Source organism: Pseudomonas sp. GL_139_B (genome assembly GCF_057834475.1).
The window spans coordinates 6,080,332-6,098,068 of record NZ_CM174403.1 but is presented as its reverse complement, the minus strand read 5'-3'; the positions used below and the strand labels follow the sequence as shown (position 1 = coordinate 6,098,068).

Here is a 17,737-nt window from a genome sequence, read left to right as displayed (position 1 = left end):
TTCGTATTACCAATTGAGATTCATTCATGACTGCCCCGTCCCGTTTTCTGGCCTGGCTGGTGCTTCCGCTGTTTGCCTTGTGCAGTTCCAATTTGCTGGCCGACACTGTGGAAGGCGCGCCGCAAGCGCTGCATTTGCTCGATTACATCAGCGCGGACTACCCGCAAACCGTGCAAGCGGGCAAGGTGATCGATGAGTCCGAGTACCGCGGGCAGCTGGAATCCATCAAAACCTTGCGAGGCCTGATCGGTGCGATGCCGGCCAAGCAGGAGAAAACCGGGTTGGAGCAGGGCGTCAGCTCGCTCGCCGGTGCCATCGCGGCTAGGCAGGACGGCGCGGACGTGGCCCGTCAGGCGCGCCAACTCGGGGCGAAACTGGCCGTGACTTATGAGGTCAGTCAGGCGCCGATCATTACCCCGGATCCCACCCGTGGTGCGCCGTTGTATGCCCAGCATTGTTCGGTGTGCCACGGTGATGCGGGGGCTGGCGACGGCCCGGCGGGTGTCGGCCTGACACCGCCGCCGTCCGATCTGCGTGATACGACACGCCTGGATCATCTGAGTCTCTACGCGCTCTTTAGCACCTTGGGCCAAGGCATCGAAGGCACTGACATGCCGGCCTTCGCCGATCAGCTTGACGATCGTCAGCGCTGGGATCTAGCCACCTACATCGCCAGCTTCAGCGCTGATCCGGCGGCGGCCAAATCCGACAAGATCTACAACATAGCCGACCTCGGCCGTCAGACGCCGGCCGAAGTGCAGGCCGCTGATGGCCTACAAGCCGCCACCACGTTCCGTGCGCAGCGGGCGCAGCCGCCGCAGGTCAAGCGTGGCCCGGCGCAGTTGCTTGATTACACCGCTGCTACCCTGGACAAAAGCATCGCCGCCTACCGTGCCGGCGATCACGATCAGGCCTATGACCTGTCTGTCGCGGCGTATCTGGAAGGCTTTGAGCTGGTCGAAAGCTCTCTGGACAACGTCGACGCCAACGTGCGCAAAGACACTGAAAAATCGCTGATGGCCTACCGTCAGTCGTTGCAGGACGGCTTGCCGGTGGCCCAGGCCCAACAGCGCCTGGACACGGCCAAGGCCAAATTGAAGGAATCCGCAGGCTTGCTGGGCAGTGATGGCTTGAGCTGGTCCCTGAGTTTCATCTCCGGTCTGCTGATTTTGCTGCGTGAAGGTCTGGAAGCCATTCTGGTGCTGGCGGCAATCCTGGCCTTCCTGCGCAACACCGGCCAGCAATCGGCCGTGCGCAGCGTCAACGTCGGTTGGGGCCTGGCGTTGTTGGCCGGCCTGGGGACCTGGGCGTTGGCGGCGTACGTGATCGATGTCAGCGGCTCGCAGCGCGAATTGCTGGAAGGCGCGACGGCGTTGTTTGCCTCGGTCATGGTGCTCTGGCTCGGCGTGTGGATGCACGACCGTCGTCACGCAGCGGCGTGGCAGGATTACATCAAGAGCAGCCTGGTGGGCGGCGGCGGACGATTTGGCTTTGCGATCCTGGCGTTCTTCTCGGTGTATCGCGAACTGTTCGAAGTGATTCTGTTCTACGAAACCCTGTGGCTGCAGGCAGGACCTGCAGGGCACAACGCCGTGTTGGCCGGTGGTGCCGCGGCGCTGGTGCTGTTGGTGGGTCTGGCGTGGGTCATCCTGCGCGGTTCGGCGAAGTTGCCGCTGGCGTTGTTCTTCAGCATCAACGCCGGCCTGCTGTGCGCGTTGTCAGTGGTGTTCGCCGGGCATGGCGTGAAAGCGTTGCAAGAAGCCGGGATCTTCGGCACCCGGCCGGTGCCGTTCTTTGATTTTGACTGGCTGGGCATTCATGCGGATGCGTATTCGCTGAGTGCTCAGGCCGTGGCGATCATTGCGATTGTTGTGCTGTATAGCCGTAGTCGGATGGCGGAGAAGCAGCGGGTGACAGTCTCTTAACAGCATTCGCTGCGCTCACAATCGCGAGCAGGCTCGCTCCCACAAGGATGATGTGTATTCTGTGGGAGCGAGCTTGCTCGCGATTTTTTTTGAAAGAGGAAAACATGATGCGAGTCTGGATCGACGCCGACGCCTGCCCTCGGGCGGCCAAGGATCTGGTGGTGAAGTTCGCCCTCAAGCGTCAGTACGAAGTGGTGCTGGTGGCGGGGCAGCCGCAGATCAAGCCGGGGCTGGCGCTGGTGAAGTTGATCGTGGTGCCGAGTGGCCCGGACGCCGCCGATGATTACCTGGTGGAGCATGCGGTGCCGGGTGAGCTGGTGATTTGCAGTGATGTGCCGCTGGCGGATCGCCTGGTGAAGAAGGGTGTGGCCGCGCTGGACCCGCGGGGCAAGGAGTTCGATGCGCAGAACATGGGCGACCGACTTGCGGTGCGCAATTTGTTCACCGACCTGAGGGAGCAGGGGCAGATGGGCGGTGGACCGGCACCGTTTGGCGAGCGAGAGAAGCAGGCGTTTGCTAATGCGTTGGACCGGATACTGACGCGGCTGGCCCGACAATCCTGAGCCAAGCGGTGATCCCTATGGGAGCTGGCTTGCCAGCGAAGACGGCGGTACATCCAGCATCGATGTGGCTGACCCACCGCTTTCGCTGGCAAGCCTGCTCCTAGTGGAATAGGGTCAGGCGTCGTTTTCGTGGGTCAGTTCGAGCACGCGGTCGACCATCTTGTTGATGCCGGAAGCGGCCTCACTGATCGATTGCGCCAGCATATACGCCGGTGTACTCACCAGTTTACGTGCCCGGTCTTCGACGATTTCGGTCACGGCGCAATCGGTGTGGGTCGCGCCCATTTTGTTCATGGCTGCTGCAGTCTCTGCGTCGTTGCCGATGGTGCAGTTCACCCCAGGGCCATAGATCTTCGCCGCCAGCGCTGGCGAGATGCACATCAAGCCGACTGGCTTCCCCGCTTCGGCGAAGGCTTCGGTCAGCGCCAGGACATCCGGTTGCACGGTGCAACCCGCGCCTTCGATGGCGAAGTTCGACAGGTTCTTGGCTGAGCCAAATCCGCCGGGAACGATCAACGCGTCGAAGTCGTCGACGTCGGCCTCGCGAATATCCTTGATGTTGCCCCGGGCGATCCGAGCCGACTCCACCAACACATTGCGCGACTCGGGCATTTCCTTACCGGTCAGGTGGTTGATCACATGCAATTGCGCGATGTTCGGGGCAAAGCACTGCACCTGAGCGCCACGCTGGTCCAGTCTCAGCAGGGTAATCACGCTTTCGTGGATTTCGGCACCGTCGTACACGCCACAGCCGGAAAGGATCACTGCAATTTTTTTGCTCATGGGTTTTTCTCCAGATTCATGGCGTTAAATGTCCACTAATTTGTCACTCGTTGCCATAGGGTAAATTCGCGGCTACACCTAGCATCTGTCTTCAAGATTCCGATCAGAGCGCGTCATGGACTTCATTCTGTATGCGGTGCCGTTTTTCTTTGTGCTGATTGCCATCGAGCTGTTGGCCGATCGTTGGCGCGGGGTCAGCAATTATCGCGTGGCCGATGCGATCAACAGCATGAGTACCGGTGTGCTGTCGACCACCACGGGCCTGTTGACCAAGGGCGTCGGGATAGTCACCTATGCATTTGCCCTTGAGCATATGGCGATTTTCGAGCTTTCGGCCGACAGCGTCGGGGTCTGGGTATTTGCCTTTGTCTTCTACGACTTCTGCTACTACTGGCTGCACCGCATGGGCCATGAGCGCAACATTCTCTGGGCTGCGCACTCGGTGCATCATCAGAGCGAGGAGTACAACCTGTCCACGGCGTTGCGCCAGACCAGCACCGGTTTCCTGCTGAGCTGGATTTTCTACCTGCCGATGGCAGTGATTGGCGTGCCGCTGCTGGTGTTCGTCAGCGTCGCGGCGCTGAATCTGCTGTATCAGTTCTGGGTGCATACCAAGCACATTCCCAAGCTCGGCTGGTTCGAATGGTTCTTCGTGACGCCGTCCAATCATCGGGCTCACCATGCGCAGAACGCTCTCTACATGGATCGCAACTACGGTGGGGTGTTCATTATTTGGGACCGTCTATTTGGCTCGTTTCAGGAAGAAGACGACAACGAGCCGGTGATTTTCGGCGTGACCACGCCGTTGGCGAGCTGGAATCCGCTATGGGCAAACGTGCAGTTCTATGCGCAGTTGTGGGATGACGCGCGGCGAGCCGAGAGCAAGTGGGACAAGCTGCGGATATGGTTCATGCGCACCGGTTGGCGCCCGGCGGATGTGGCGGCCAGGTACCCGACGAGCAAGCCTGACTTGAGCCTGTTTCGTAAATTCGAGGTGCCGCTGGACAGCCGTCAGCAACTGTATGTGGTGTTGCAGTTTTGCGCCTACATTGCGCTGGGCAGTTACTTGATGAACCTGGAGCGGAGCCTGCCAACTGCCGCGTTGGTACTCGGCTGGGGGGCGGTGGCGCTGGGGTTGTTTACGTTGGGCGTGGCCTTGGAGAATCGCCCGTGGGCGTTGAAGATGGAGCTGCTACGGCTGGCATCGAACATGCCGCTGGTGTGGCTGGCGCCGGTTGTCGGGTTGTGGCCGGCCAGCGCGGTGGGCTGGGTCGGCCTGATCAGTTACAGCCTGTTCAGTGTTATCGGCCTCTACTGTTGCAGAAACCGCTTCACTCGCTTGGCGTCTTAGGCACTTCGATGCGGGCCTGTCTGGCTTTCAGGGCTTGCTCGTCGGCGTAGACTTTCTTCGCCAGGCGGGCATTCTTGAAACGGCGACGCAGCCACAGGCCCAGGCCCACGACCAGCAAGGCGCCGAGCACCCACAGCTCGTACTTCTTGACGCTGCCGAGCATGCCTTCCAGCACGGCGCCAAAGTGATAAGCCGCCGCTGCCAGTGCAGCCGCCCAGATCGCCGCACCAATCCCGTTCAGCAACAGATAACGTCCCGGTGGATAGCCCGACAGGCCGATGGCCACCGGCATCACCGTGCGCAAACCGTAGACAAAGCGAAAGCTCAGCACCCAGATGTCCGGGTGCTTGCGGATGTGCTCCAGCGCCCGATCACCCATCATTTGCCAGCGCGGCTTGCGGGCCAGCAATTTGCGACCGTGCTTGCGCCCCATGAAGTACCACAGCTGATCACCGGCATAACTGCCGAAGAACGCTACGACCACCACCAGATTGATGTCCATGTATCCGCGGAACGCGAGGAAGCCGGCGAGCACAAGGATGGTTTCGCCTTCGAAGAATGTGCCGAGAAACAGGGCAAAGTAGCCAAAGTCGTGCAGAAATTGTTGGAGCATTGTCTGGGTGCTGGCGAAATGAACGCGCAGCCTAACCCTTCGTGAACATTCGTGAAAGTGTCCAAATGTGTCTCGACGTGAACATTTCCTACAACGACAATGGAATGCGACTACCTGCCACAGGGGTGCACATAACTGTAATGCGTTAGTCATAATGATCGCTTATAACTGTCACGCTCGCCCGTCAGCGCGGGCTCAGGAGTCTGCCGTGAGCTTTACCCCCGCCAACCGTCTATTTCCCGCCACCCGTCTGCGCCGCAACCGTCGGGATGAATTTTCGCGTCGACTGGTCCGTGAAAACGTTCTGAGCGTCGATGACCTGATCCTGCCGGTGTTCGTCCTGGACGGTGAAAACCGTCGTGAAGCGGTGGCTTCGATGCCGGGCGTCGAACGCCTGACCATCGATCTGTTGCTGGAAGAAGCCGCGAAGTGGGTCGAGCTGGGGATTCCGGCGTTGGCGCTGTTCCCGGTCACGCCGCCGGAGCTCAAAACGCTGGATGCCGCCGAAGCCTGGAACCCGAACGGTATTGCCCAGCGCGCTACCCGCGCACTACGGGCGCAGTTTCCTGAGCTTGGGGTGATCACCGACGTTGCCCTGGACCCGTTTACCACCCACGGTCAGGACGGCATTATCGACGAAGAAGGCTACGTGCAGAACGACATTACCGTCGATGCACTGGTCAGGCAGGCCCTGTCCCATGCCGAAGCCGGCGCGCAGGTGGTCGCCCCGTCCGACATGATGGACGGTCGTATCCAGGCCATCCGCGAAGCGCTGGAGCTGGCGGATCACGTCAACGTGCGGATCATGGCCTATTCGGCAAAATACGCCAGCGCCTATTATGGTCCGTTCCGCGACGCGGTCGGTTCGGCGCTGAACCTGGGCAAGGCCAACAAGGCCAGTTATCAGATGGACCCGGCCAACAGCAACGAAGCCCTGCACGAAGTGGCGGCAGACTTGTCAGAAGGCGCGGACATGGTCATGGTCAAGCCAGGCATGCCGTATCTGGACATCCTTTACCGGGTCAAAGAAGAATTCAAAGTGCCAACGTTTGTTTATCAAGTCAGCGGCGAATATGCCATGCACATGGCGGCGATCCACAATGGCTGGTTGAGCGAAGGGGTTATTCTCGAATCCTTGACCGCTTTTAAACGAGCAGGCGCCGATGGCATCCTGACTTACTTTGCCGTCCGTGCCGCCCAATTGTTACGAGAGCAACAATAGCCCTCACAGGAACATTCCATGAATACCGAAGTACTCACTGAAGTTGCTGTAAAAGAGGCTCAACCTGTGGTCGAGCAAATCGCCGAAACCCCGCCGGAGCTGGAGCCCGTTCCGCCCGCGGTGGTGGCCGAAACCGTAGCCGCGGCGCCGGCGATTGCCATTCCCGGACTGGATGACAGCAGCCTGTACATCCATCGCGAGCTCTCGCAACTGCAGTTCAACATCCGCGTGCTGGAACAGGCGCTCGATGAGTCCTACCCCTTGCTGGAGCGGCTGAAGTTTCTGCTGATCTTCTCCAGCAACCTGGACGAGTTCTTCGAAATTCGTGTGGCCGGCTTGAAGAAACAGATCACCTTCGCCCGTGAACAAGCCGGCGCCGATGGTCTGCAACCGCATCAGGCCCTGGCCCGCATCAGCGAACTGGTGCACGGTCATGTTGACCGCCAGTACGCGATCCTCAATGACATTCTGTTGCCGGAGCTGGAAAAACATCAGGTTCGCTTCATCCGTCGTCGTCACTGGACTACCAAGCTCAAGACCTGGGTTCGCCGTTATTTTCGCGACGAGATCGCGCCGATCATCACCCCGATCGGTCTCGACCCGACGCACCCGTTCCCGTTGCTGGTGAACAAGAGCTTGAACTTCATCGTCGAGCTTGAAGGCGTCGACGCCTTCGGTCGCGATTCCGGTCTGGCGATTATCCCAGCGCCTCGTCTGCTGCCGCGCGTCATCAAGGTGCCGGAAGAAGTTGGCGGCGCCGGCGACAACTATGTGTTCCTGTCGTCGATGATCCACGCCCACGCTGATGACCTGTTCCAGGGTATGAAGGTAAAGGGTTGCTATCAGTTCCGCCTCACCCGAAACGCCGACCTGGCGTTGGACTCCGAGGACGTCGAAGACCTGGCCCGCGCGCTGCGCGGCGAACTGTTCTCGCGTCGCTACGGGGATGCGGTGCGTCTGGAAGTGGCTGACACCTGCCCGAAACACCTGTCCGACTATCTGCTCAAGCAATTCAACCTGAGTGAGTCCGAGCTGTATCAGGTCAACGGCCCGGTGAACCTGACGCGTCTATTCAGCATCACTGGCCTGGACAGCCAGCGCGAGCTGCAATACCTGCCTTTCACGCCGCAGATCCCGAAACTGCTGCAAAACAGCGAGAACATCTTCAGCGTGATCAGCAAGCAGGACATCCTGCTGTTGCACCCGTTCGAATCGTTTACCCCGGTGGTCGACTTGCTGCGTCAAGCCGCCAAGGACCCGCACGTACTGGCTGTGCGTCAGACCCTGTACCGTTCTGGCGCCAACTCGGAAATCGTCGATGCGCTGGTGGATGCGGCGCGTAACGGCAAAGAGGTCACGGCAGTGATCGAATTGCGCGCACGGTTCGACGAAGAGTCCAACCTGCAACTGGCCAGCCGCCTGCAAGCGGCCGGTGCAGTAGTGATCTACGGCGTGGTCGGTTTCAAGACACACGCCAAGATGATGCTGATTCTGCGTCGCGAGGCGGGCGAAATTGTCCGTTACGCGCACTTGGGCACGGGCAACTACCACGCCGGCAACGCGCGCCTTTACACCGACTACAGTCTGCTGACCTCCGACGATGCCTTGTGCGAAGACGTCGGCAAGCTGTTCAGCCAGTTGATCGGCATGGGCAAAACCCTGCGCATGAAGAAGCTGCTGCACGCGCCGTTTACGCTGAAGAAGGGCATGCTCGACATGATTGCCCGGGAGACTCAGTTCGCGCTCGACGGCAAACCGGCGCACATCATCGCCAAGTTCAACTCGCTGACCGATCCGAAGATCATCCGCGCGTTGTACAAGGCCAGTCAGTCCGGAGTGCGTATCGACCTGATAGTGCGCGGCATGTGCTGCCTGCGTCCGGGTATCGCCGGGGTTTCGCACAATATCCACGTGCGCTCGATCATCGGTCGCTTCCTGGAGCACACCCGGGTCTTCTACTTCCTCAATGGTGGCGACGAACAGATGTTCCTCTCCAGTGCCGACTGGATGGAACGTAACCTCGACAAGCGCGTCGAGACCTGCTTCCCGGTGGAAGGCCGCAAGCTGATTGTGCGGGTCAAAAAAGAGCTGGAGCTGTACCTCACCGATAACACGCATAGTTGGAGCTTGCAGTCGGACGGTCGTTACGTGCGTAACACGCCGACCGGCAATCAGAACCCGCGTAGTGCCCAGGCCACGCTGCTGGAGCGCTTGGGTAGCCCGATCCTGACGGTGCGTTAACGCCCCAAACCTGTGGGAGCGAGCCTGCTCGCGATGGCGGCCAAACAATCAACATTGATGTTGGAAGTGATGGCCTCATCGCGAGCAGGCTCGCTCCCACAGGGGGGCTGCGGCGTTTGTTGAATCGCGGGCACAAAAAAGGGCGATCCATGTGGATCGCCCTTTTTCTTTTTAGCGGGTTTTCAGCGAGCGGTCAGGACAATGTCGACGCGGGTGAGCCATTCCGCTTCGATGGCGAAGTCGGCCTGGGTCAGTTGATTGTCGTCCAGCCATTTGTCCGGGAACAGTACATCAAGGCTGTTGCCGTTGGCGCGCAGCTCTACCTGAGGCATTTGCTGGGTGCCGCGGATGTGATGGAACAGGATCGCAAAGCGCAGTAATACGCACAGACGAATCAGCTTGATGCCGTCATCGCCGAACTCGGCGAATTTGTCCTTGGGAATGTTGCGTCGGTGACCACGTACCAGCAGGGCTAGCATTAACTGATCCTCACGGGAGAACCCGGCCAGGTCCGAGTGCTCGATCAGGTAGGCGCCATGTTTGTGGAACTGATAGTGAGCGATGTCCAGGCCCACTTCGTGGACCTTGGCGGCCCAGCCGAGCAGTTCGCGCCAGATACCGTCGTCCAGATCCCAGTCCTTGGCCACTTGATCGAAGGCATGCAGCGCTTTGCGTTCGACTCGTGCTGCTTGCTCCAGATCGACGTGATAACGCACCATCAGCGAGCTGAGTGTGCGCTCACGGACGTCTTCATGGTGATGACGGCCTAACAGGTCGTAGAGCACGCCTTCACGCAGGGCGCCTTCACAGTGGTCCATGCGTTTGAGTTCGAGGGCATCGAAAATCGCTTCGAGAATTGCCAGGCCCGCCGGGAAAATGGCCCGTCGGTCGGGCTTGATGCCGTCGAAGTCGATTTTCTCGACGTCGCCGAGCTTGATCAGCTTGCGCTTGAGCCAACCCAGGCCTTCGGCATTCACCTCGCCGGTGCCGTGGCCGCCGGCCTTCAACGCCAGGCCGATGGCGCGGATAGTGCCCGAGGAGCCGATGGCTTCATCCCAGGTCAGGCGGTGCAGGGCGTGTTCGATGCTCATGATCTCCAGCCGTGCCGCGGTGTACGCCTGGGCGTAGCGGGCCGGGGTGATCTTGCCGTCCTTGAAATAACGCTGGGTGTAGCTGACGCAGCCCATCTGCAGGCTTTCGCGTAGCAGCGGCTCAAAGCGCTGGCCGATGATGAATTCGGTACTGCCGCCGCCGATGTCGGCCACCAGACGTTTGCCCGGGGTGTCGGCGAGCGTGTGGGACACGCCGAGGTAGATCAGGCGCGCTTCTTCACGGCCAGAGATGACTTCTACCGGGTGCCCGAGGATGTCTTCGGCGCGATGGATGAATTCGGCGCGGTTTCGGGCCTCACGAAGGGCGTTGGTGCCGACGATGCGCACGGCGCCTGTGGGCATACCGTTGATCAGTTGGGCAAAACGCTTGAGGCAATCGAGCCCGCGCTGCATGGATTCTTCATTGAGATGGCGCTCTTCATCGATGCCGGCGGCCAGCTGAACTTTCTCCCCGAGGCGCTCGAGAATGCGGATTTCGCCGTTCTGGGCCGCCTTGGCCACGACCATGTGAAAGCTGTTGGAGCCCAGGTCGATTGCGGCGATCAGGGACAGATTCTTGGCTTGGGATTGCGGCATGGTCAGGGGGTCTCGGTCGATTACCTCGACATCGTGCCACGATCAAAGGCTGGCGCCAACGCGATGGCTGCCTCGAAAGCACCAAAAGTTGCATTGCGCACCGAAATGACCTCCTTCACTCCCGCCGCCACTGGACTTGAGCTATACCCAAATTCATGGACCACCATAGCGAGACTCAATCATCTGCACCTTCCTGAACGAGGGAAGGGCGGCTATGATGGGCCACGTTTTTTTGCTTACAACCTGGAGACTTCCATGAGCAGCGATCTTATCAAACACGTTAGCGACGCTAGCTTCGAGGCCGACGTACTCAAGGCCGAAGGCGCTGTACTGGTCGACTACTGGGCTGAATGGTGCGGCCCTTGCAAAATGATCGCTCCTGTTCTGGACGAAATTGCTGAAACCTACAAAGGCAAGCTGACCGTTGCCAAACTGAACATCGACGAAAACCAGGAAACCCCGGCCAAGCATGGCGTGCGTGGTATCCCGACACTGATGCTGTTCAAGAACGGCAACGTTGAAGCGACCAAGGTCGGCGCACTGTCCAAGTCGCAGCTGGCTGCTTTCCTCGACGCCAACATCTAAGTGTAGATTCAAGTGTCATCAAAAAGGCCCCGTACATTGCGGGGCCTTTTCGTTATTCAGGGCTAGACGCTCCGAAACTCAGGTGTTACATTCGGCCCCGCACTGGTTTCTCCATTGCCCCCTGCTAGCCGTCGCCGACGCACTCCTTTTCGAATAAGTACGCGATCCTGTCGCCTTCTCTGCGGCGCGGCCTCATTAAGCCAAAAGCTTAATTTCCCCCTCCATAAATGATTACGTCATTCCTATATGAATCTGACTGAACTCAAGCAAAAGCCGATTACCGAACTGCTCGAATTGGCCGAACAGATGGGCATAGAAAATATGGCCCGTTCGCGCAAGCAGGACGTGATTTTCTCCCTGCTCAAAAAGCACGCTAAAAGCGGCGAGGAAATCTCCGGTGATGGCGTGCTGGAGATTCTCCAGGACGGCTTCGGCTTCCTGCGCTCCGCTGACGCGTCCTATCTGGCCGGCCCGGACGATATCTACGTCTCGCCGAGCCAGATCCGTCGCTTTAACTTGCGCACCGGTGACACCATCGTTGGCAAGATCCGCCCTCCAAAGGAAGGCGAGCGTTATTTCGCGCTGCTCAAGGTTGATACGATCAACTACGATCGTCCCGAGAACGCGAAAAACAAGATTCTCTTCGAGAACCTGACCCCGCTGTTCCCGACTGTGCGCATGAAGATGGAAGCCGGTAACGGCTCCACCGAAGACTTGACCGGTCGTGTCATCGACCTGTGCGCCCCGATCGGCAAAGGCCAGCGCGGTCTGATCGTTGCACCGCCGAAAGCCGGTAAAACCATCATGCTGCAGAACATTGCAGCAAACATCGCGCGTAACAACCCGGAAGTTCATCTGATCGTCTTGCTGATCGACGAGCGTCCGGAAGAAGTGACCGAAATGCAGCGCACCGTGCGCGGCGAAGTGGTTGCCTCGACGTTCGACGAGCCGCCAACCCGCCACGTGCAGGTTGCCGAAATGGTGATCGAGAAGGCCAAGCGCCTGGTCGAGCACAAGAAAGACGTGGTGATCCTGCTCGACTCCATTACCCGTCTGGCTCGCGCCTACAACACCGTAATCCCGAGCTCCGGCAAGGTACTGACCGGTGGTGTCGATGCCCACGCCCTGGAGAAACCGAAACGTTTCTTCGGCGCCGCGCGGAACATCGAAGAAGGCGGTTCGCTGACCATCATCGCCACCGCGCTGGTTGAAACCGGCTCGAAGATGGACGAAGTGATCTACGAAGAATTCAAAGGCACCGGCAACATGGAACTGCCTCTGGATCGCCGTATCGCTGAAAAACGCGTCTTCCCGGCCATCAACATCAACCGTTCCGGCACCCGCCGCGAAGAGTTGCTGACCGCCGATGACGAGTTGCAGCGCATGTGGATCCTGCGCAAGCTGCTGCACCCGATGGACGAAATCGCTGCCATCGAGTTCTTGGTCGACAAGCTGAAAACGACCAAGACCAACGATGAGTTCTTCCTGTCGATGAAACGCAAGTAAGTCGATAAGGGCACTAGAGCCGGGGAAACCCGGCTTTTTGCTATCTGATTTTTGATCTGTCGGCAGTTCATGGTTCTGAATAGAGGGGTTCGGCGCTAAACTGCCCCCCCGAACGGCACGGCCAACACGAGGCTCACGCATGCAGTATCGCGACTTGCGCGACTTTATCAGCGGCCTGGAAAAGCGCGGCGAACTCAAGCGCATCCAGGTTCCGGTGTCCCCAGTACTCGAAATGACCGAGGTCTGCGACCGCACCCTGCGTGCCAAAGGTCCGGCGCTGCTTTTCGAAAAGCCCACAGGTTATGACATCCCGGTGCTTGGAAACCTGTTCGGCACCCCTGAGCGGGTGGCGCTGGGCATGGGCGCCGAGGCGGTCAGTGAGCTGCGCGAGATCGGCAAGCTGCTGGCCTTCCTCAAAGAGCCCGAGCCTCCGAAGGGCTTGAAAGACGCCTGGTCGAAGCTGCCGATCTTCCGCAAGATCATCGCCATGGCGCCGAAAGTCGTCAAAGACGCGGTGTGCCAGGAAGTGGTCATCGAAGGCGACGATGTCGATCTGGCGATGCTCCCCGTGCAAACCTGCTGGCCGGGTGATGTGGGGCCGCTGATCACTTGGGGTCTGACTGTCACCAAAGGTCCGAACAAGGACCGCCAGAACCTCGGCATCTACCGGCAGCAAGTGATTGGCCGCAACAAGGTCATCATGCGTTGGTTGAGCCACCGTGGTGGCGCGCTGGATTACCGCGAGTGGTGCGAGAAGCATCCTGGACAGCCGTTCCCGGTGTCTGTGGCGTTGGGCGCTGACCCGGCGACCATCCTCGGTGCCGTGACGCCGGTACCGGACAGCCTCTCCGAATACGCGTTCGCCGGTCTGCTGCGCGGCAACCGCACCGAGTTGGTGAAGTGCCGTGGCAACGACCTGCAAGTCCCGGCCACCGCCGAGATCATCCTCGAAGGCGTGATCCATCCGGGCGAAATGGCCGATGAAGGCCCGTACGGCGACCACACCGGTTATTACAATGAAGTCGACAGCTTCCCGGTGTTCACCGTCGAGCGCATTACCCACCGGATCAAGCCGATCTACCACAGCACCTACACCGGCCGTCCACCGGATGAGCCGGCGATTCTCGGGGTGGCGCTGAACGAAGTGTTCGTGCCGATCCTGCAGAAGCAGTTCCCGGAAATCACCGATTTCTACCTGCCCCCCGAAGGCTGCTCGTACCGCATGGCCATCGTGACCATGAAGAAGTCGTATCCGGGGCACGCCAAGCGGGTAATGCTCGGTGTCTGGTCGTTTTTGCGACAATTCATGTACACCAAGTTCGTTATCGTCACGGATGATGACATCAACGCACGAGACTGGAACGACGTGATCTGGGCCATCACCACGCGCATGGACCCCAAGCGCGACACGGTGATGATCGACAACACGCCGATCGACTACCTCGACTTCGCCTCGCCGGTCTCGGGCTTAGGGTCGAAAATGGGGCTCGATGCCACGCATAAATGGCCGGGCGAAACCACTCGCGAGTGGGGCCGGGTGATCGTCAAGGACGACGCCGTGACCCAACGGATCGATGCCATCTGGAATCAGTTAGGAATAGATTGATGCGTGTAACCTTGCAGCCTTCCGGAGCAGTGCTTGAGATTCTGCCCGGCGAGCGGATTCTCGATGGTGCGCGGCGTTTGGGTTATGAATGCCCACAAAGTTGCCGCAATGGCAATTGCCACGTATGCGCGGCGTTGCTGGTGGAAGGGCGGGTCAAACAAGCCGGTAATGTGCGCGACCATGGCGAGTTCTACACTTGCATAGCAGAGCCGCTGGAAGACTGCATCGTGCTGTGGGATGGCGTGCTCGCGCTGGGAGAACTGCCGGTGCGCAGCGTGTCGTGTCAGGTCATTGAGTGCAGGGACGTCGGCGGCGACACTTGGCGTGTGCGTCTACGTGCGCCGGCCGGTAAACCACCGCGTTATCACGCGGGCCAATATCTGATGATCGAGCGTGAAAGCGGCGAAAAATCCGCGTTCTCCCTGGCGTCCGCACCCCATGGCGGGCGAGATCTGGAAATTCATGTATTGGCGCGCGAAAGCAGTGCGTTAAATCTGATTAGCCAGCTTCAGCGCAATCCGATGGTGCGGGTCGAACTGCCATTTGGCGATACGCATTTGGCGGAATTACCGGACGGCCCATTGGTGTTGATCGCCGCGGGCACTGGCATGGGCCAGATCCACAGCCTGATCGAACACTGCCGCGCCACCGGCTTCAAGTACCCGGTTCACCTGTACTGGGGCGTGCGCCGTCCTTCAGACTTTTACCAGATTGAACATTGGGATGAATGGTTGAAGCTGCCCAATTTGTTCCTGCACAAAGTCGTCAGTGATCAGTGCGGTTGGGGAGGGCGGTGCGGGATGCTGCATGAAGCGGTGTGTGAGGATTTCCCGGACCTGAAATCCTTGCATGTCTATGCCAGCGGTTCTCCGGCCATGGTTTACGGAACGCTGGATGCGCTGGTTGAAGCCGGAATGGACGCTCATCAGATGCGTGCAGATGTGTTTGCGTACGCGCCTCGATCTTGATCCTCGATCTTGATCCGCGATCTTGATCCCCGTTTGATCGATATAATTCCTCATATAGCCGATCGGTATTTATAAATTTATATAAATGCCGGTAGGTTATATGTCCTCAAGGCAGTAATTTAATAACTGTGCCATGGCACCTAAATTGCCTTAAAACTTATGTGCCTTATTGTTACAGCGGTGCGTTCTATTAAGTAATTCATAACACGCGGGGAGCTGAACGCTATTCGCCATGAGCGCCATTGAATCTGCTTTTTTGAATCCGGCTTACCCTCCGCGGCTCGACTTGGGGCCGCAGCTTACGCACGAACAGTTGCTCGGCTCGATGCAGTCGACCATGGCGCGCCACAAGGGCGGGCCTGTCTGGTTGTTCGCTTACGGTTCATTGATCTGGCGTCCAGAGTGCACAGCGGTAGAGCGCGTTCGCGGTCGGGTGCATGGTTACCATCGCGGTTTGTACCTGTGGTCTCACGAGCATCGCGGCACGCCGGAAATGCCTGGCCTGGTATTTGGTCTGGATCGGGGCGGCTCTTGCAGCGGCTTCGCCTATCGCTTGCCCGAAGAACAACTTGAAGCCTCGCTTTACGCGCTGTGGCAGCGCGAAATGCCAGTCCCCTCCTATCGCCCACACTGGCTCAACTGCCGTCTCGAAGACGGAAACCAGGTTCAGGCATTGGGATTTGTCCTGGAGCGGCACCTTCCCAGCTATGCCGGCAACTTGCCTGATCATGTGCTGAGCCAAGTGTTCGAAAGCGCTAGCGGGCGGTACGGCAGCACGCGCGATTATGTCGAACAGACGGCGCATGCCCTGCGTAGCCACGCCATGCCAGACCGAAATCTGGAGGCGCGGCTCAAGCGCTGCAAAGCAAAGTCCGATCAGGCGATCGCTGTTTCGCGGGTCTGACTGGCTTTGGACAATATTGGAAGTTGCGCATTCCTTTACGAACCTGTCGCTCAGCTGTAAGGCCAAGGCGTTTTTGCGGCGGCCGAAGCGTTGTGTCTTAGACTCGGGAGCAGTCCAGTCAAATAATCAGCAGAGATGAATGATGGCGTTGAAGGTTCGCCGGTGGGTGCCGGGATTATGGGTGGCGGCAGCATTCACCGTTTCGGCTCTGGCATTGAGTCTTGCTCAAGGTTCTGTGGCACCGGGTTTACGCAATGTCACCGTGCTGATAGTTCGTCATGCAGAAAAACCTGACGTGGGGACAATGCTCAATGCGCGAGGAGAGCAGCGAGCCGCGGCCTATGCCGATTATTTCGACCCGCTGAAGCTGGATGGCCAGACACTGACACCTCAGCGGCTGATTGCTACCAGTGACAGTCCAATAAGTGTCCGGCCCCGTCAGACATTGACTCCACTGGCCCAGCGCCTGCACCTGCCGATAGAGCAACCCTATGCCAATGGCGAAGTCGACAAGCTGGTCAATCTGCTACGCAAGAACAATCAGGCGAAAACGCTATTGATCGCCTGGCACCATGGGCACATCAATAAACTGATCGCGGCTTTCGGGGGTGATGGGGCGGCACTGACGGGTCAGAAGAAATGGCCGGTGGATGTCTACGACTGGCTTATCGTTTTGCGCTTCGATGACGAGGGTCAACTCATCGAGTCTCATAGTCAGAAGGTTCAGGAGCACCTGTTACCGGGCGACATTGCGGGATCGCCCGGCAGTTGACGGTGGTTTCGCAGGCCTCAGCGAACCTGAACCACTACTTTCCCGACTGCCTTGCGCTGGCCAAGATCATTGATCGCCTGCGCCGCGTTGTTTAACGGATACACCTGCGACACCAGCGGCTTCAACTTGCCCTCGGCAAACCAGCCAAACAACTGCTGGAAATTCGCCGCGTTGTCTTGAGGCTGGCGTTGGGCAAAGGCACCCCAGAACACGCCGACCACCGCGGCACCTTTGAGCAGCGCCAGGTTCACCGGAAATTCCGGAATGCGACCGCTGGCGAAGCCAATCACCAGCAGACGGCCGTTCCAGGCGATGGCGCGCACGGCCTGGTCAAACAGGTCGCCTCCAACCGGGTCGTAGATCACGTCGGCGCCCTGGCCATCAGTCAGGCGTTTGATTTCGTCCTTAAGACTGGTTTCGCTGTAGTTGATCAGCTCATCGGCGCCGGCAGCCTTGGCCACCGCAAGTTTATCTGCACTGCTGGCGGCGGCGATCACGCGGGCGCCCATGGCTTTGCCGATTTCCACGGCGGCCAGACCTACACCGCCGGAAGCGCCGAGCACCAGCAGGGTTTCGCCGGGTTGCAGATTGCCGCGTTGCTTGAGCGCGTGCATCGAGGTGCCGTAGGTCATGCTGAAAGCGGCGGCGGTGTTGAAGTCCATCGATGGTGGGATCGGCAGTACGTTGTAGGCCGCCACGGCGACCTGTTCGGCAAAGCTGCCCCAGCCGGTCAGGGCCATGACCCGGTCACCGACCTTCAGATGGCTGACCTTTTCGCCCACGGCGCTGACCACGCCGGCCGCTTCACCCCCCGGTGAAAACGGGAAGGGCGGCTTGAACTGGTATTTGCCCTCGATGATCAGCGTATCCGGGAAATTGACCCCAGCAGCGTGCACGTCCAGCAGGATTTCATTCTTCTTGGCGACAGGACTGGCGACGTCTTCCAGCACCAGCGATTCGGCAGGGCCGAAGGCTTTGCACAGCACGGCTTTCATCAGGGCTATTCCTTT

Annotated in this window: 15 protein-coding genes; 11 read left to right on the top strand and 4 right to left on the bottom strand. The window is 59.3% G+C overall.

Annotation, left to right across the window (positions count from 1 at the left end; genetic code table 11):
• The first annotated feature begins 26 nt into the window (after positions 1–26).
• Together AC3ISI_RS27980 and AC3ISI_RS27975 are read left to right on the top strand one after the other, a co-directional pair.
• Positions 27–1,925, top strand: a complete 1,899-nt coding sequence (locus AC3ISI_RS27980; protein WP_489334705.1) for an FTR1 family protein — start codon at positions 27–29, stop codon at positions 1,923–1,925.
• Between the two features lie 107 nt (positions 1,926–2,032).
• The gene (locus AC3ISI_RS27975; protein WP_489337801.1) at positions 2,033–2,488 is read left to right on the top strand and encodes a YaiI/YqxD family protein; all 456 of its coding nucleotides are present in this window, start codon (positions 2,033–2,035) and stop codon (positions 2,486–2,488) included.
• Between the two features lie 114 nt (positions 2,489–2,602).
• Here the strand turns inward: AC3ISI_RS27975 and elbB are convergent, their stop codons facing one another.
• Positions 2,603–3,271, bottom strand: a complete 669-nt coding sequence (gene elbB, locus AC3ISI_RS27970; protein ID WP_489334704.1) for an isoprenoid biosynthesis glyoxalase ElbB — start codon at positions 3,269–3,271, stop codon at positions 2,603–2,605.
• 115 nt (positions 3,272–3,386) lie between these two features.
• Here elbB and AC3ISI_RS27965 point away from each other — a divergent pair, with 115 nt between their 5' ends.
• Positions 3,387–4,622 (top strand): sterol desaturase family protein, encoded by a 1,236-nt coding sequence (locus AC3ISI_RS27965; RefSeq protein WP_489334703.1) that lies wholly within the window; start codon positions 3,387–3,389, stop codon positions 4,620–4,622.
• Here the strand turns inward: AC3ISI_RS27965 and AC3ISI_RS27960 are convergent.
• Positions 4,603–5,235, bottom strand: a complete 633-nt coding sequence (locus AC3ISI_RS27960; protein ID WP_489334702.1) for a DedA family protein — start codon at positions 5,233–5,235, stop codon at positions 4,603–4,605. The genes AC3ISI_RS27965 and AC3ISI_RS27960 overlap by 20 nt on opposite strands.
• Before the next feature lie 208 nt (positions 5,236–5,443).
• Here AC3ISI_RS27960 and hemB point away from each other — a divergent pair, with 208 nt between their 5' ends.
• Both hemB and ppk1 read left to right on the top strand, forming a co-directional pair.
• A complete protein-coding gene (gene hemB / locus AC3ISI_RS27955; RefSeq protein WP_489334701.1) occupies positions 5,444–6,457 on the top strand; it encodes a porphobilinogen synthase in 1,014 nt (337 codons plus the stop codon).
• A gap of 18 nt (positions 6,458–6,475) precedes the next feature.
• Positions 6,476–8,698, top strand: coding sequence for a polyphosphate kinase 1 (ppk1, locus tag AC3ISI_RS27950; protein WP_489334700.1), 2,223 nt, complete (start codon positions 6,476–6,478; stop codon positions 8,696–8,698).
• Positions 8,699–8,880: 182 nt separating this feature from the next.
• Here the strand turns inward: ppk1 and ppx are convergent, their stop codons facing one another.
• Positions 8,881–10,386, bottom strand: a complete 1,506-nt coding sequence (gene ppx / locus AC3ISI_RS27945) for an exopolyphosphatase (protein WP_489334699.1) — start codon at positions 10,384–10,386, stop codon at positions 8,881–8,883.
• Between the two features lie 255 nt (positions 10,387–10,641).
• On the opposite strand from ppx, the gene trxA reads away from it, so the two are divergent.
• From trxA to AC3ISI_RS27915, 6 genes are all read left to right on the top strand, one after another.
• Positions 10,642–10,971 (top strand): thioredoxin TrxA, encoded by a 330-nt coding sequence (gene trxA, locus AC3ISI_RS27940; protein WP_003206727.1) that lies wholly within the window; start codon positions 10,642–10,644, stop codon positions 10,969–10,971.
• Between the two features lie 246 nt (positions 10,972–11,217).
• Positions 11,218–12,477 (top strand): transcription termination factor Rho, encoded by a 1,260-nt coding sequence (gene rho, locus AC3ISI_RS27935; protein WP_007942421.1) that lies wholly within the window; start codon positions 11,218–11,220, stop codon positions 12,475–12,477.
• A gap of 139 nt (positions 12,478–12,616) precedes the next feature.
• A complete protein-coding gene (ubiD, locus tag AC3ISI_RS27930; protein ID WP_223517803.1) occupies positions 12,617–14,083 on the top strand; it encodes a 4-hydroxy-3-polyprenylbenzoate decarboxylase in 1,467 nt (488 codons plus the stop codon).
• On the top strand, positions 14,083–15,051 hold the full coding sequence (locus AC3ISI_RS27925; RefSeq protein ID WP_489334698.1) for a CDP-6-deoxy-delta-3,4-glucoseen reductase: 969 nt from the start codon (positions 14,083–14,085) through the stop codon (positions 15,049–15,051). The genes ubiD and AC3ISI_RS27925 overlap by 1 nt, the downstream gene beginning before the upstream one ends.
• Positions 15,052–15,283: 232 nt before the next feature.
• The gene (locus AC3ISI_RS27920; RefSeq protein ID WP_489334697.1) at positions 15,284–15,955 is read left to right on the top strand and encodes a gamma-glutamylcyclotransferase; all 672 of its coding nucleotides are present in this window, start codon (positions 15,284–15,286) and stop codon (positions 15,953–15,955) included.
• Between the two features lie 142 nt (positions 15,956–16,097).
• Positions 16,098–16,727, top strand: coding sequence for a flagellar basal body-associated protein FliL (locus tag AC3ISI_RS27915; RefSeq protein ID WP_489337800.1), 630 nt, complete (start codon positions 16,098–16,100; stop codon positions 16,725–16,727).
• A 17-nt stretch (positions 16,728–16,744) separates the two neighbouring features.
• Here AC3ISI_RS27915 and AC3ISI_RS27910 read toward each other — a convergent pair whose 3' ends face one another.
• The gene (locus tag AC3ISI_RS27910) at positions 16,745–17,722 is read right to left on the bottom strand and encodes an NADPH:quinone oxidoreductase family protein (RefSeq protein WP_489334696.1); all 978 of its coding nucleotides are present in this window, start codon (positions 17,720–17,722) and stop codon (positions 16,745–16,747) included.
• Between the last annotated feature and the right edge of the window lie 15 nt (positions 17,723–17,737).

Excerpts from the sequence above, each read along its gene's own strand:
- AC3ISI_RS27925 (WP_489334698.1), top strand. The coding sequence starts at position 14,083 with ATGCGTGTAACCTTGCAGCCTTCCGGAGCAGTGCTTGAGATTCTGCCC.
- elbB (WP_489334704.1), bottom strand. The coding sequence starts at position 3,271 with ATGAGCAAAAAAATTGCAGTGATCCTTTCCGGCTGTGGCGTGTACGAC.
- AC3ISI_RS27910 (WP_489334696.1), bottom strand. The coding sequence starts at position 17,722 with ATGAAAGCCGTGCTGTGCAAAGCCTTCGGCCCTGCCGAATCGCTGGTG.
- AC3ISI_RS27960 (WP_489334702.1), bottom strand. The coding sequence starts at position 5,235 with ATGCTCCAACAATTTCTGCACGACTTTGGCTACTTTGCCCTGTTTCTC.
- ppx (WP_489334699.1), bottom strand. The coding sequence starts at position 10,386 with ATGCCGCAATCCCAAGCCAAGAATCTGTCCCTGATCGCCGCAATCGAC.
- rho (WP_007942421.1), top strand. The coding sequence starts at position 11,218 with ATGAATCTGACTGAACTCAAGCAAAAGCCGATTACCGAACTGCTCGAA.
- ppk1 (WP_489334700.1), top strand. The coding sequence starts at position 6,476 with ATGAATACCGAAGTACTCACTGAAGTTGCTGTAAAAGAGGCTCAACCT.
- AC3ISI_RS27920 (WP_489334697.1), top strand. The coding sequence starts at position 15,284 with ATGAGCGCCATTGAATCTGCTTTTTTGAATCCGGCTTACCCTCCGCGG.
- AC3ISI_RS27980 (WP_489334705.1), top strand. The coding sequence starts at position 27 with ATGACTGCCCCGTCCCGTTTTCTGGCCTGGCTGGTGCTTCCGCTGTTT.
- AC3ISI_RS27965 (WP_489334703.1), top strand. The coding sequence starts at position 3,387 with ATGGACTTCATTCTGTATGCGGTGCCGTTTTTCTTTGTGCTGATTGCC.
- AC3ISI_RS27975 (WP_489337801.1), top strand. The coding sequence starts at position 2,033 with ATGCGAGTCTGGATCGACGCCGACGCCTGCCCTCGGGCGGCCAAGGAT.
- AC3ISI_RS27915 (WP_489337800.1), top strand. The coding sequence starts at position 16,098 with ATGGCGTTGAAGGTTCGCCGGTGGGTGCCGGGATTATGGGTGGCGGCA.
- ubiD (WP_223517803.1), top strand. The coding sequence starts at position 12,617 with ATGCAGTATCGCGACTTGCGCGACTTTATCAGCGGCCTGGAAAAGCGC.
- trxA (WP_003206727.1), top strand. The coding sequence starts at position 10,642 with ATGAGCAGCGATCTTATCAAACACGTTAGCGACGCTAGCTTCGAGGCC.